Source organism: Bacillus sp. MYb209 (genome assembly GCF_002975175.1).
Lineage (GTDB): Bacteria > Bacillota > Bacilli > Bacillales > Bacillaceae_G > Bacillus_A.
On the sequence record NZ_PCNZ01000020.1, the window covers coordinates 78,924 to 93,940 of the forward strand.

General features: G+C 36.4%; 10 protein-coding genes, 1 tRNA gene and 3 pseudogenes. 3 read left to right on the forward strand and 11 right to left on the reverse strand.

What is annotated here, in order from left to right; all coding sequences use genetic code 11:
* Positions 1-118: 118 nt before the first annotated feature.
* Both CQZ94_RS22760 and CQZ94_RS22765 read left to right on the forward strand, forming a co-directional pair.
* Positions 119-475, forward strand: a pseudogene (locus CQZ94_RS22760) (anti sigma factor C-terminal domain-containing protein); the annotation flags it as partial.
* A gap of 259 nt (positions 476-734) precedes the next feature.
* The gene (locus tag CQZ94_RS22765) at positions 735-1,241 is read left to right on the forward strand and encodes a DoxX family membrane protein (RefSeq protein ID WP_105587195.1); all 507 of its coding nucleotides are present in this window, start codon (positions 735-737) and stop codon (positions 1,239-1,241) included.
* Between the two features lie 70 nt (positions 1,242-1,311).
* Here the strand turns inward: CQZ94_RS22765 and CQZ94_RS22770 are convergent, their stop codons facing one another.
* Positions 1,312-1,878, reverse strand: a complete 567-nt coding sequence (locus CQZ94_RS22770) for a DUF4256 domain-containing protein (protein WP_105587196.1) — start codon at positions 1,876-1,878, stop codon at positions 1,312-1,314.
* A 448-nt stretch (positions 1,879-2,326) separates the two neighbouring features.
* Between CQZ94_RS22770 and CQZ94_RS22780 the strand changes: the two genes are divergently transcribed.
* Positions 2,327-3,538 (forward strand): IS110 family RNA-guided transposase, encoded by a 1,212-nt coding sequence (locus tag CQZ94_RS22780; RefSeq protein WP_105587197.1) that lies wholly within the window; start codon positions 2,327-2,329, stop codon positions 3,536-3,538.
* Positions 3,539-3,900: 362 nt separating this feature from the next.
* Here the strand turns inward: CQZ94_RS22780 and CQZ94_RS22785 are convergent, their stop codons facing one another.
* The 10 genes and pseudogenes from CQZ94_RS22785 to CQZ94_RS22830 form a co-directional block, all read right to left on the reverse strand.
* A complete protein-coding gene (locus CQZ94_RS22785) occupies positions 3,901-5,874 on the reverse strand; it encodes a S9 family peptidase (RefSeq protein ID WP_105587198.1) in 1,974 nt (657 codons plus the stop codon).
* Between the two features lie 30 nt (positions 5,875-5,904).
* A pseudogene (locus CQZ94_RS22790) lies at positions 5,905-6,171 on the reverse strand (TnsA endonuclease N-terminal domain-containing protein); the annotation flags it as partial.
* Between the two features lie 73 nt (positions 6,172-6,244).
* Positions 6,245-8,047, reverse strand: coding sequence for a glutamine--fructose-6-phosphate transaminase (isomerizing) (gene glmS / locus CQZ94_RS22795; protein ID WP_105587200.1), 1,803 nt, complete (start codon positions 8,045-8,047; stop codon positions 6,245-6,247).
* A gap of 12 nt (positions 8,048-8,059) precedes the next feature.
* A pseudogene (locus CQZ94_RS22800) lies at positions 8,060-8,245 on the reverse strand (hypothetical protein).
* A 287-nt stretch (positions 8,246-8,532) separates the two neighbouring features.
* The gene (gene glmM / locus CQZ94_RS22805; protein ID WP_105587201.1) at positions 8,533-9,879 is read right to left on the reverse strand and encodes a phosphoglucosamine mutase; all 1,347 of its coding nucleotides are present in this window, start codon (positions 9,877-9,879) and stop codon (positions 8,533-8,535) included.
* The gene (locus CQZ94_RS22810; RefSeq protein ID WP_105587202.1) at positions 9,872-11,383 is read right to left on the reverse strand and encodes a CdaR family protein; all 1,512 of its coding nucleotides are present in this window, start codon (positions 11,381-11,383) and stop codon (positions 9,872-9,874) included. The genes glmM and CQZ94_RS22810 overlap by 8 nt, the downstream gene beginning before the upstream one ends.
* Positions 11,376-12,197 carry a diadenylate cyclase CdaA gene (gene cdaA, locus CQZ94_RS22815; protein ID WP_002115347.1) on the reverse strand — a complete coding sequence of 274 codons (822 nt, stop codon included), beginning with the start codon at positions 12,195-12,197 and terminating at the stop codon, positions 11,376-11,378. Before cdaA ends, CQZ94_RS22810 begins: the two co-directional genes overlap by 8 nt.
* Positions 12,198-12,444: 247 nt before the next feature.
* Entirely contained in the window at positions 12,445-13,338 is an 894-nt protein-coding gene (rocF, locus tag CQZ94_RS22820; protein ID WP_105587203.1) for an arginase, read from the reverse strand.
* Between the two features lie 269 nt (positions 13,339-13,607).
* Positions 13,608-14,753 carry a glycerate kinase gene (locus CQZ94_RS22825; protein ID WP_105587204.1) on the reverse strand — a complete coding sequence of 382 codons (1,146 nt, stop codon included), beginning with the start codon at positions 14,751-14,753 and terminating at the stop codon, positions 13,608-13,610.
* A 126-nt stretch (positions 14,754-14,879) separates the two neighbouring features.
* Positions 14,880-14,952: transfer RNA gene (locus CQZ94_RS22830), tRNA-Ala, on the reverse strand.
* Between the last annotated feature and the right edge of the window lie 65 nt (positions 14,953-15,017).

Sequence of the window (15,017 nt, forward strand, 5' to 3'; positions counted from 1 at the left end):
ATGATTGTTATATGCCTTCCCTATTTTTATAAAGAACAAAACTTTAATTTAAGTGTATACATTTATCATTACCTATTCGTTGTATAAGTGTAGGGAGGAAAAATGATGGGAAAAGAAAAAAATTCCAGACAACTTAAACATCGTATGGCTATATATGACATCGCCAATTAGGGATGAAAGTAAAGGGCCTGCTGGTATGCCGGTTTACGGATTCAACCCAGAAAAATCACCTAAAAAAGCGTACAAAGAGTTCGTTGATTCACTTAAACCATACGATGACGATGGACATGACGAAGACATTCAGAAGTTTTTAAAATCAAACAAAAACAAACCCTTTGATCAAGTGAAAATTTTAGGTGTCATGCTAACCGGGAAAACAGAAAACTTTAAAGCGTTAGAAAACCAAGACTTTATTCGTGGTGCTTCTGTAGGAGCTACTGCGCAAGTAGTTCCTTATATAAAACCAGAGAAATAATAAGGAAAAGACAAGATAAATTAATAGTAGATATTTAAAAGAACGTACATTAATTTGTTTACTATGGGAGCTATCTATTTTAGTGGAGAGCTCCCATCCCTCATCTATTCTTCATCCTCCAAAAAATAAATTTCACAATACTTTATGTACAATTTTACAAATGAAAAATTGTAAGTTTTGTTCACATTTTATTCATTGTGAATTTGTTCACAATGAATATATAATAAACATGTAAATACAATACATTGGAGGGATTTCAATGGTTATCAATTTTTTAAGAACTGATAAACGCGCTACTTTCATATTATTATTTTTACGACTTTACATAGGGTATGCATGGCTCGTTGCTGGAATAGGCAAAGTTTTTGGACAGTCTTTTGATGCAAGCGGTTTTCTAAAAGGAGCTATCGCTCAAGCATCAGGTAGTCACCCTGCAGTACAAGGTTGGTGGGCAGATTTCCTTCAACATTTTGTTCTTCCAAACGCAGACCTATTTAGCTTTTTAGTTCAATGGGGAGAAATTTTAGTAGGTCTAGGTTTGATTTTAGGTGGATTAACAAAAACAGCTGCATTTTTCGGAATCATAATGAACCTTTCATTTTTATTAAGCGGAACTGTTAGTGTAAACCCAAACCTGCTTATTTTAACTATGTTCATTTTAGTTGCAGGACAGAATGCTGGACGTATTGGATTAGATGGTTATGTTTCCCCAAAACTTTTCGGTAAAAACAACCACAAAACATATAAATTAAGTAAAGCTGCATAGTAATAGTTCATCTTTAAAATATAAATAGAAAAAGAGCCTGAATGCAGGCTCTTTTTTATTTACGTAAAACTTAAACCTTTAACAAACCGCGAAACCCTCTGGCAGCATAGTAAGAATCTGCTCCATTGTGGTACGCAAAAACGTGTCCGAAGCGATAATCGCAAAATAGAGCACCGCCGAGCTCTCTAATATCTGAAGGTGTTTGTACCCAACTTGATGATTTCATATCGAAATTTCCAAGTTTTTGCAACTCTCGATATTGTTCTTCGGTTAATAGTTCAATGCCCATGGCAGTTGCCACATCAATAGCAGTATTTTCTGGTTTATGTTTTTTTCTTGACTCTAGCGCTTCGCGATCATAACAAAGGCTTCTGCGACCTTTAGGACTTTCCGTTGAACAATCATAGAAAATATACTCGTCCTTCACTTTATCATAGCCGACAACATCCGGCTCACCGCCAGTTACTTCCATTTCGTTAAGTGACCATAATTTCTCAGCATTAGCATCCAGCTTTGCTTCGACTTTTGCCCATTCAACACCTTCATGGCGATTCATATTCTTCTCAAAACGAGCTTTCAATGATTTGAATAATTCTTCACGTTTTTCTACCGGTAACACATTTTTATTCTCTGTCATATTAGTCCTCCAAATTATGTTTACTTATAATCGTTTAAGTATATGTTTTATAATAAATCGTCTCAATAATTGTGTGAACTCAGTTTACAATAAATTATATAATTTATTAAATCTACTTTTCAACAATCTGGCCCTCAAACGAAACAACTAATTTTCACTCAACAGTCCCTTAATCAATCCTTCAATTTCAGTTGTTCTTTTTACTATAAAACATACTAAGATTAGTAGTGCAGACCAAGGCATTGGTTCGCACTACTATTTTTTATATAGTAGAAGTGAAGAGAAGGTCGTGGGTGTTTTGGGATCCTGAATCCGTATACAAAACTGACCTTCTTCACTTACCTTATTTGAATCAGTTTTTAGTATGTTGGTCTTCGAGATCGTGTATAAGAAATGAGAATCGATAAGTGTAAGTTGAAGACTTCAATTCCACCTGAGGAGGAGCTATATGAAACACGTTATTGCATTTGATGTCAGTATGGGGAAAAGTTATATGGTAATTTATAATGTACAAAAACAATGTGTATTCGAAAGTGAAATCAAGCATACTAAGCCTGATTTTAAAAAGCTACAAGAAAAGATACATAAGCTTACAGATGAAACCGGAGAATCACCTGAAATTGTGTTCGAATCAACAGGAATCTATTCCAGACAGCTAGAACGATTTATGCAAAATAACCAGTATACATATTGTTTATTAAACCCACTAGAAGCCAAAATACAATGTGATTCCTTGCGGATTCATAAGACAGACCGAAGCGACGCACACCGATTAGCTCTCACTCATTTTACAGTTACCCGAAGGGTATCTACCGGAACTGATAATTTATTCTATCAGTTAAAATCTCTTTCTAGATTATATAGTGAACTGGATGGTGAATTATCAATAATTCGCGGCCGTATGCATAAAGTAATCCAATTAACATTTCCAGAATTGGAAAGAATATTTACTAGTAGATCTGATTTGTTTTTAAATTTTGTTCAACTATTTCCCCACCCAGATTGTGTTTTAGGTCTTTCTAAAACCATTATAAAAAATCGTATTCGTGCCAACACCAATAAAAAAATATCAAATATTACGGCGGAGAAAAAAGCGATTCAGATACTTGAAATAGCGAAAATTTGCTATCCTGCTGTTTCTCAGAACGATGTTCTGTGTGACCAGCTCAAATTATACGCAAGGCGCTATCAAGAGCTTCTTCACCAAAAAGAAAGCTGTATTAGCAAGATGGTGTATGTAGCTGAGCAACGTGAAGAATACGATGTCATTCGCAGTCTTCCTGGGATTGGACCGAATACTGCAGTACGCTTGATGGCTGAAATAGGAGATATTACTCGTTTTAACAATAACAAGCAACTCAATGCATTTGCTGGTATTGATATACGCCGTTTTCAATCAGGTAAAACCTTTTTTAAAGATAAAATCAATAAACGTGGAAATAAACATTTGCGGAAGCTCCTTTTCCTCATCATCCAGAACATGATTAAACAACGACGTTACGGACAAAATCATATTGTTGAGTATTACGATAAATTAAAAACGCAACCTTATAACAAGTGTCATAAAGTTGCGTCCATTGCATGTGTAAATAAATTATTGAAGCTTCTCTTCTATCTCATTACACATAATATGCACTATGATTATCGGTTAACCGCCTGAAACCATAGTTTCATCCAGCATACCATATCTTCCCCCTAGTAAAAAATGGACATATATTAGGGGTATTTGGTTTGCATTCTAATTGGCTTAAAATCTCTAGCATTTAATCAATTATAACTCTAAAAAACAGTTGACTAATCGTAAGAAAAACACCCCTTTAGATAACTCTATCTAAAGGGGTGGCTTTATTTTAAATTCATATAAATGTAGGTGTTAAAAAAAGTTTGATCATTCTATTTAATATATCTTTTTTTGTCCCGTAGATAAATCAGTTGTAATGAAGTATCCCTTTCTTATATCTAATTTTCCTTCTAAGTCTAATTAAGAAAAAAGCTTCCTTATGTATCCTGTGAGGACGTCCATTATAAAACCCTAAAACCCTCCATACTTTCCCCAAGAATATAGTGTGAAAACCACATCAAATTCTGCTTCATAATAGCTACATTCATTCCCGGCTGATCAGGACTATATGCCATTCCTTTAAATATAATTAATTCTGTATCAACTTCCATATCCCTTAATCCTTTATATAGCTCATATGCATTTAGAATTGGAACTCTTGCATCCTTTTCCCCATGTTGAATTAATGTAGGCGTACAGGCTGATTTAATATACGTCATTGGTGATGTTTTAGTATATATCTCTGGATCATTCCATGGAGTATTTCCTAAATGCATTCTAATAAAGTAAGGGATATCTGTATTTACATAATGGGTACTCCAGTTAGTAATTCCACCACCAACTGAAATAGCTTTAAATCTACTACTAAATGTAGAACAGAAAGCTGATATATATCCCCCGTTGCTCCATCCCATAACCCCTACTCTATCCTTATCTACAACCCCTTGATCAACTAGTTTATCCACTCCAGATATAACATCATCGTAGTCAGCAAGTCCTTGTTTTCTATAGTTTGCTTTTAAAAATTCATTACCATAACCAGAACTTCCTCTGTAGTTTGGCTCTAAAACTATAAAGCCTTTTTCGATAAACTGCTCAATAGGGTATTTCTCATTAAAGCAGTCTGAGAATATGGGAAAGGATGCCCAATCCGGACCGCCATGGATTACTACTAATAAAGGATATTGTTTATTGGAATCAAACTCTACTGGGGTTGATAAAACACCCTCTATTTCAAGACCATCACTACTTTGCCATGAGATTATTTTCCTGTTACCTTTAAGTCTTCCTTTAAAAAAGCTATTTTCATCCGTTATTTTTTTATCGTCTAAATACATTTCAAAGGTTTCATTTGTTATAGCTTTATTATAGGATATATGATTTCCATCACTCGTTATAGAAGCATCCATTATAAAACCATCTACTTTTTCGCTTAACACTTCCACAGTGCCATCCTCATATAGCAACCCAATAAGATAATTCGTTTTATCCTGCCATCTTATTAAAATTCCTTTAGCTGTCCATCGTAATGGCATAACCGTACTATCAAAACCTGTTAAAGGTTGAATTAGCTCTCCATTATGAATATCGTATATCTCTAATGTACTGTCTTGTATATTGGTCTTATAGTACTCCTTCTCTCTTATACTTGCCGAGTAACATATTTTGCTGCCTTCAGGAGAAAAGCACACGCTCCCTCCCAACAACTTATCTATATTCAGCTTTTGTAACTCTCTAGCTTTAATATGTAGTATATATAGATCTCCATTTATATAATCTTCCATACTTGAGCTTGGTGTAGCCATAAATACAATTTTCTTCCCATCATTTGAAATATCAAATTCCTGGATATGAAAATCCTTCCCATCAGTTAGTTGATAAACAACGTTATTTTCGTGTTTATATGCATCATTTTGTATCACTTTTTCTATTTCAATGTAATATAAACAATTATTCTGATGTTCCTTACCTACATGTTGGAAATCTCCATATCGTTCTTTACGTTTCTTTATCAGCTCACATTCTTTTGACTGTGCGACATAATAAAAACCCCTGCCAGTAGACTCCCATTTGAATTTACTGATCCCTTCTTTCTCATCAGTAATTTGAACCCCACCATAACCATCTAGTGACTTAACAAAGATCTGATTTTTCTTATTATCCCCATCACCAACTAGACTAAGGTATGCGATATCCCTAGAGTCTGGAGACCATAATGGGTATGTACTACCTATATCCCCAGTTGTTAATGGATAACTCTGCCCCTTATCTGTTTCATATACCCATACATGATTCCTATATGTATTGTCTTTCCAGTTAGCTGTCTTTTTGACAAATGCTACGTTTTTGCCATCATCACTTATGTTTGTACTTGATAAGGTTGGTAATGAAATAATCTCTTCTATACTTAGATATGCTTTTTCTTTCACTTTCATTAATAATCCCCCTCGTAATGTCTAGTAATCTATCGTCTCTTCTTGTGGTAATAAAGAAAATTGTTCACGAATATCTAAATCATCATCTGAATATTCGGTTATTTTAAAAGAGTCCCGTTCCAAATTCGATAAAAACTCATGTTGTCTGGCAGTCTTTATACCTTTTAATCTTGTTGATCGCCCTATTGAGGAAACATCTTGAATTTTAAGCCAAGGCTGATAATCTGCCCCACTACCAGTTCCTCGCCCCTCTTTAATCCACTTATCAATTTTAGATGTTCTTTTTCTTTTCGACACAAAAATGCCCCTTTAGATAATCCTATCCAAAGGGGCAAAGCTTCGCAACATTTATTTCAAATCTACCAACCTTCTACTCAACAGTAACAGATTTAGCTAAGTTACGTGGCTTATCAACGTCACACTCGCGGTGAAGTGCTGCATAGTATGAGATAAGTTGGAATGGAATAACTGCTACTAGCGGTGCTAGTGCTTCGTGTACAGCTGGTAATACGAAGCTGTCTCCTTCCATTTCTAAGCCTTTCATTGAGATGATACATGGGTTAGCTCCGCGTGCTACTACTTCTTTCACGTTACCACGAATTCCAAGGTTTACGTGCTCTTGTGTAGCAAGGGCGATAACTGGTGTACCATTTTCGATTAAGGCAATTGTACCGTGTTTTAATTCTCCTCCAGCAAATCCTTCTGCTTGGATGTAAGAGATTTCTTTTAGTTTTAACGCACCTTCTAAACCTACGAAGAAGTCTACGCTACGTCCGATGAAGAAGCAGTTACGTGTTGTTGATAAAAATTGTTTTGCTAATGCATCCATTTCTTCTTTTTGATCACAAAGTACTACCATTGCGTTTGCTACAAGCCCTAGTTCGTGAGTTAAATCGAAATCAAGAATTTCACCTTTAGCTTTAGCAATGTCAGCTGCTAAGATTGAAAGTACTGCAAGTTGTGCTGTGTAAGCTTTCGTTGATGCAACTGCAATTTCTGGTCCTGCGTATAGCGGAAGTGTATAATCAGCTTCACGAGAAAGCGTAGAACCAGGTACGTTTGTAATTGTTAATGCTTTATGGCCCATTTCATTTGTTTGCACAAGTACTGCACGGCTATCAGCAGTTTCACCACTTTGTGAAATATAAATGAAGAATGGTCTTTCTGTTAATAATGGCATGTTGTAAGAGAATTCACTTGCTACGTGTACTTCAACTGGTAATTTCGCGAACTTCTCAATGAATTGCTTTCCAACAAGACCTGCATGATAACTTGTTCCGCATGCAATGATATAAATACGATCGCTATCTAAAATTGCGTTACGGATATCTTCATCCAGTTCAATCTCGCCATTTTCACCTTGGTACTTTTGAATAATATTACGGATTACAAGTGGTTGCTCGTCGATTTCTTTTAGCATGAAATGAGGATACGTTCCTTTTTCAATATCACTTGCGTCTAGTTCCGCTGTAAACGGTGCACGTTCAATCGTTTCACCTTGTAAGTTTTTAATTGTAATGCTTTCTTTTGTTACGATTACGATTTCTTTATCCATTAACTCGATAAATTGATCTGTAACTTGTAACATCGCCATAGCGTCGCTCGCCACAACATTAAAGTTGTCACCAACACCTACTAATAGCGGGCTTTTGTTTTTAGCAACATAAATCATGTTTGGATTTTCAGCATCAAGTAGTCCGATTGCGTAAGAACCATGTAAAAGAGATAACGTGTTACGGAACGCTTCTTCTACACTTAGTCCTGTGCTTACTTGTTGTTCCATAAGTTGCACGATAACCTCTGTATCTGTCTCACTTACGAACGTTACATCTTGTAAATATTCTTTTTTCACTAATTCATAGTTTTCAATTACACCGTTATGAACTAGCGTAAAGCGTTTTGATGTACTTTGATGCGGATGCGCGTTTACTTTGCTTGGAACACCGTGTGTAGCCCAGCGTGTGTGACCGATTCCCACGTTTGCTACTACATTCTCATCTACGACTTCGCGAAGTTTTGCAATACGGCCTTTTTCTTTGTATACAACAACACCGTTCTCTGCTTGTACTGCAATACCTGCTGAATCATATCCACGATATTCTAGCTTTTCTAAACCTTTTAATAAAATTTCCTTTGCATCTTGCTCTCCAATAAATCCTACGATTCCACACATGTTTAGTCGCCGTTACAAATGCTTACGCTGCTCTGCGAACATGTAACGACATAGTCCGATACCATTTTTATTTGTACTAAAAAACGGATTACATATTGCTAGCCCTGTAAGCTTGTAACGGCTTTCACCTTCCTCTCGATTGGGTTAAAGTCCGTATATACTTATACAGCTAGTATTCATCCGTTCCTTTTCTCTCATCACACTTTCACCTTTGTCCACTAAGTCACCTTAATGTTTTAAGTAAAAGCTTGCGGTTGTGATGAACAACCGGGAGTTATCCGCCGAAATCTCGATAAAGCTCCTCCTCGTCAACTACACTACTTGTAGTTCTGGCGCTTGTATAATTTACAATATTTCCTTTGAGAAAAAGAACAAGACAATCGTATAACAAACAATATAAACCGTCAATGAAAATTTTTTCATTGTCTATAAAACATATGAAAAAGGAGCACTTCTTGTGCTCCTTTTAAAATATATTTAGCAAATTATTCAACGCCAACTTCAGCTTTCACAACTTCTACAATACGGTGTACATAAGCATCACAAACTTCTTGTGTTGGTGCTTCTGCCATTACACGAATAAGTGGCTCTGTTCCAGATGGACGAACAAGAATACGACCGTCGCCGTTCATTTCTTCCTCTACAACTTGAATAATTTCTTTAATTTTTTCATTTTCTAATGCTAGTTTTTTATCTGTTACACGAACGTTTACTAGTAATTGTGGGAATTTCGTCATCTCACCTGCAAGCTCAGATAATGGCTTTTTCGTCATTTTCATGATGTTTACAAGTTGAAGAGCACTTAACATTCCATCACCAGTTGTAATGTAATCAAGTAAGATAATGTGACCTGATTGTTCTCCGCCCAGATTATATCCACCACGTTTCATCTCTTCCATTACGTAGCGGTCACCAACTGCTGTTTTATCACTTGTAATACCGTTTGCTTCCAGTGCTTTGTAGAAACCTAAGTTACTCATAACTGTTGAAACAACTGTATTATGTTTCAATTGACCAGTTTCTTTCATGTACTTCGCACAAATAAACATAATCTGATCGCCATCAACGATGTTTCCTTTTTCGTCTACAGCGATTAAACGGTCTCCGTCTCCATCAAAAGCAAGTCCGATATCAGCGCCTTTTTCTTTTACCAACTCAGCTAATACTTCTGGATGCGTAGAACCTACTCCATCGTTAATGTTCATACCGTTCGGTGAAGTTCCCATCGTTGAAATATCAGCTTCTAAGTCTGCAAATAAGTATGGAGCTAAAGAAGATGTCGCACCGTGTGCACAATCTAAAGCGATATGTAAACCAGAGAAATCTTCCTCTACAGTTTGTTTAATGTATTGTAAATACTTTTGTCCACCTTCAAAGTAATCGCTCACTTGTCCAAGGTTAGTCCCTGTTGGACGTGGTAGCTCGTCAACCTCTTTGTCTAATAACGCTTCAATTTCTGCTTCTTGCTCATCTGTTAATTTAAAGCCATCTGAACCAAAGAACTTAATTCCATTATCTTGTACTGGATTATGAGATGCAGAAATCATAACACCCGCTTGTGCATCTAAAGCTTTTGTTAAATAAGCCACACCTGGTGTAGAAATAACACCAAGACGCATTACTTCTGCTCCAGTTGATAATAGACCCGCTACTAAAGCTCCTTCTAACATATGTCCAGATATACGTGTATCACGGCCAATAATTACTTTTGGACGATCTGTATCTTTTGTTAATACATAGCCGCCAAAACGTCCAATTTTGAATGCTAATTCAGGTGTTAATTCCTTATTTGCAACCCCGCGTACTCCGTCTGTGCCAAAATATTTACCCATTATTATTCGCTCCTTTTTGATTATCTACTGTTGGTTCTTGGCTCATTTCTTGGCCATTTTCTTTATCTTTGTCTTTATCTTTGTCTTTATCTTTGTCTTTATCTTTGTCTTTATCTTTGTCTTTATCTTTTTCCTGATCCTGTCCTGGATCCGGTTCAGGATTTTTTGGTTTTTCAGTTTGATTTTCTTGATTGTTTTTTGAATCTGGTTGTTCAATATTACCTTGTACTTCTTTATCCGGCTTTTCTTTCTTCACAATTGTGACTTTAGCACTTTTTTGTTTTGCTTCTATCGAAATATTACCAGGACCGCTCACTTGAATAGAAACATCATTCGTCCCCGGAGATACATTTTGCAGATTAATCGCAGCTGTTATTTGAGCAGCTGTTATTTTATCTACTATACTTGCTTCTCCTGAAATATCAACGCTTATCTTTCCATCTTGTGGCGAAAGTAGCTGAGCAGTAACATCATTCGGAATTCCATTTTTTTGAATCGGGATACCATCAATAGTTTTACTTTTCGTTTGTTTTACCTTTTGTACCCCTACGGAAACCTTCACTTGATTTGGTTTTGCACTTGTTACGCCTTTTGGCAATAAAACAGAGGCATCGAATGTTGTAGAATCCGTCAATTGACTAAGATCTACCTCGACCCCCTCTATAGATTGTATATTATCCAAAATGTCTTTTGGACCTGCTATCGTTACTTCTTTTGGTTCAACACTAATATTTGTAACAGCTAAACCTTCTGGTAAATTCCCTTTTTTCGCATATGTTAAAGGAACTGTTTTTTCGACGTTATTTGCTGTAGCTTGCGTTGCTACATTCAACGTTACACTAATTTTAGATGGATTTGTTCTTACATTTAAGCGTTTTCCTTCTTTATTGTATAATGTAACGTCTGGTGTTTTTGTAACAGTTTTATTAACACCTTTTAAATCGATATATGCCTTAGCAGATGAAATACTTTCTATTTCTTCTTTCGTCCCAACTACCTCAACAGTATCAGGCTTAATAACTGATTTTTCAAGAGTAGCACCCGCTGGCATCTGATCTTCATTTGATAATTTCAAGTCTACATGAACATACTTTTTCGCTTTTTCATGCAGAGTGACTTTAATTGTTGCTGGTTGGACTGTTCCTTTCACATCATCTGGAAGCCCATTCGCTTTTAAAGAAACTTCATAAGTTCCTTTTTGACTATCTCGCAAATCAACTGATATATCAAATTGTTTTTTTGCTTTTGCTGTAGCAACTGCTGATTTTGGGCCTTCCAACTTCACCTTGACTCCACCTGCTGGAATACCACTTACAATATATTTCTCTTCATCATACTTAAGGGTAATAGGATAATCAGTTAATGTTTCTTTCGTTTCATTTACGAAAGGTAATATACTCGATGTCGTATTTTTTTCAGTTAAAGTTGCTGACATAAAAAGCATACACGCCAATAGTAATGAGATTCCTTTTAAAAACCAATGATTCTCCATTAACTTATCCATGACGCTTTCTCCTCCAATTCCATAAAGACGAAGAAGTCGTTTTTTCGTTCCCACTAAATTCAGCTAATAACATATCCTTTAGCTGTTCTGTCTTCAAATCACGATGTAACTCACCATTTTTCGTTAAAGAAATTTGACCCGTTTCTTCCGACACAACTACCGTAATACTATCAGTAACTTCACTAACTCCCATTGCAGCGCGATGCCTTGTTCCTAACTCCTTAGAAATAAACGGACTTTCTGATAGCGGAAGATAACATGCTGCTGCTTTAATTGTACTTCCTTGCATAATTACTGCTCCATCATGAAGAGGCGTATTAGGGATAAAAATATTAATGAGTAATTCTGATGACACATTTGCGTTCAGCGGAATACCCGTTTCCACATAGTCACCCATCCCAGTCTCTTTTGACAACGTAATTAATGCACCAATTCTACGTTTTCCCATATATTCCGTTGCTTTCGCTATCGCTGTTGCAACAATTTCGGGTTCATCATCTTCGTGAGTTCCTACACGCGAAAACAAGCTACCTCGTCCTAGCTGCTCAAGTGCTCTTCGCAATTCTGGCTGAAAGATAATAATAACAGCTAAGAATCCCCACGTTAATACTTGTTCCGTTAGCCAATATAGCGTATGCAATTCAAGTAAAATACTGATCATCCGGACGACAATAATAACTGTAATACCTTTTAAAAGTTGAACAGCCTTCGTGCCCCGGATTATAAGAATTAGCTTATATATAATAAACCATACAACAGCAATATCTAATGCCGTACTAAGATATTTCAAAATGGTCGTATCTTCAAAAGGCATGCTAACCCTTCCTCCTACTTACGAGCAATTCTATCCATATATTGAAATATTGTTTTATGCTCTATCTGTATGTATTTCCAACAACTAGTTAATTATACCATACATGAAACAAACGACAATTACAAACGCCCTCTTTAGCTTAAATTGGTAAGATGTCAAACTTTCTTACCCTACAGTATAATATAAGTCATTATTATACGCCTATTTTCCAATAAAAAAAGCAACTTCACAGTTGCTTTTCTTACATTTATTTCAGTTTTTCACCGAATAAAGAACCCATTAAAGCAACCGCTGTTGTTGCTGTTCTGTTTCTCTCATCTAAAATTGTATTTACTTCAACAAACTCAGCAGATGTAACAATATCAGCTTCTGCTAACATCTCCATCGCTAAGTGGCTTTCACGATAAGATAGACCACCAATTACAGGTGTTCCAACTCCTGGTGCGTCATGAGGATCAAGCCCATCTAAATCTAATGATAAATGAACACCATCAGTATGAGATAAATACGCAATTGTTTCTTCCATAACAGCCGTCATACCCATACGATCAATTTCATGCATTGAGAATACTTTGATGCCTTCTTCACGAATAAAGTCTTTTTCTCCTTCATCTAATGCACGTGCACCGATAATTACAACGTTCTCTTTCTTCACCTTTGGATATGACCCGTATAAGTCTACAAGTGAAGAATGTCCATATCCTAAACTTGCAGCAAGTGACATACCGTGAATATTTCCAGATGGTGAAGTCTCTTCTGTATTTAAATCACCGTGTGCATCATACCAAATAACACCTAAATTTTTATAATGTTTCGCTACACCAGCCAGCGTACCGATAGCAATACTGTGATCGCCGCCCAATACAAGTGGAAACCGACCTTCTTCTATAATATGATCAACCTTACTTGCTAACTCATTACATACAGTTGCAACTTGTGTAAGGTTTCTTAACTTTGTATTTTCATCTATTTCTTTTTCTCTCTCTATACATATATCTCCCATATCTTTTACGCTATATCCAATTTCTTCGATTCTTTCAATTACCCCTGCATAACGGATCGCGCTTGGTCCCATATCAACCCCGCGACGCATCTGTCCTAAATCCATTGGAACTCCAATAACTGAGATTTCTTTTTTCATAGATAGTATCCCCCTTTTATGCCTTCACTAAATATTTTAAATCTTTTATATAGTCTGACTCAACTCGACATTTTTCTGCATGGATATACATTTTATTCACTTACATTTACGTTGGAATCCCAATTTTTAAACTATTCTATGTATAAAGTTAACTTGATGAACCAACTAACTTTTCTATCAGCTAATATTTTTATCAGTGCTTTTCTCCATTACTACCTAGAATTACACAAGATATCCTCAAATAAATAGATTAAAAAACGCTTCTACATTTAGAAGCGTTTTTCTGATGCTAGTTTCCATACTGCTGCAATATTTTTTGCTGTCATTTCGATATTCTCTTCTGCCGCTTTATATGCTTCTTCTAATGTCATTGGACTAGCCGTAATACTAAACACTGCATCAATTCCCTTTTCATAAACAATTGTATAGTTCGGAGATACAGATCCACCAATAGCAATTACAGGAATATGACGAAATTTCGCCCGCTTCGCGACACCAACAGGAGCTTTTCCATAAGCTGTTTGTTCATCTATTCTTCCCTCACCAGTTACAATAAGATCGGCACCCTCTATACACTTATCAAAATTTGTATAATCTAATACAATTTCAATCCCTTTTCTTAGCTGTCCCTTTAGTACTGCAACGACAGCGGCTCCCATTCCTCCAGCTGCCCCCGCACCTGGTATTTCAGATACATCAAAAGATACATGTTGTTTAAGTATATTAGCATAATGTTTTAAATTCTCATCTAGCTCTTTCATCATCTCTACATTCGCACCTTTTTGTCTCGCAAATACAAAAGATGCCCCGCTCAGTCCAACTAAAGGGTTATCTACATCACATGCTGCTTCTAACTTTATATCTTCCAGGCGTGAATCAATCCTAGAAAGGTCAACAGTGGTTATCAAATGCAATGTCCCTCCAGAAGGTTCTATTACCTCACCTTTCCTATTTATAAATCTTGCGCCTAAGGCAGATAGCATACCAGCCCCACCATCATTTGTAGCACTTCCTCCAAGCCCTAAAATAATGTGTTTAGCTCCTTGATCTAATGCATGTAATATAAGTTCGCCTGTCCCTTTTGTCGTTGTAATAAGTGGGTTTCTATTTTCAATTGGAACGTGTTGTAATCCTGATGCTGCCGCCATTTCAATAAATGCTGTCTTCTTATCCTTAGACATACCATAAAAGGCTTGCACGCTCTCTCCAAGCGGCCCTGTCACATTAAGTGATATAATTCTCCCCATTGTAGCACCAACAAGAGATTCAACCGTTCCTTCGCCTCCATCTCCAACTGGCACTTTAACATACTCTGCTTTAGGAAAAATTGCTGCAAAGCCTCTTTCAATAGCTTCACATACCTCTATAGCTTTCAGGCTTTCTTTATATGAATCCGATGCAATGACAACTTTCATAATTACCTCCCCCTTATTCAATCCCTTTTTTTCATTTTAAACGATATACGGAAAAGTTGCCTTTTGGAGTGGAATTTAAACACAAAAAAAGCTTACATCATTTGATGTAAGCTTTCCCTATTTATATGGAGCCTAGCGGGATCGAACCGCTGACCTCCTGCGTGCAAGGCAGGCGCTCTCCCAGCTGAGCTAAGGCCCCTTAGTAATTAAGCGGAAGACGGGATTCGAACCCGCGACCCCAACCTTGGCAAGGTTGTATTCTAC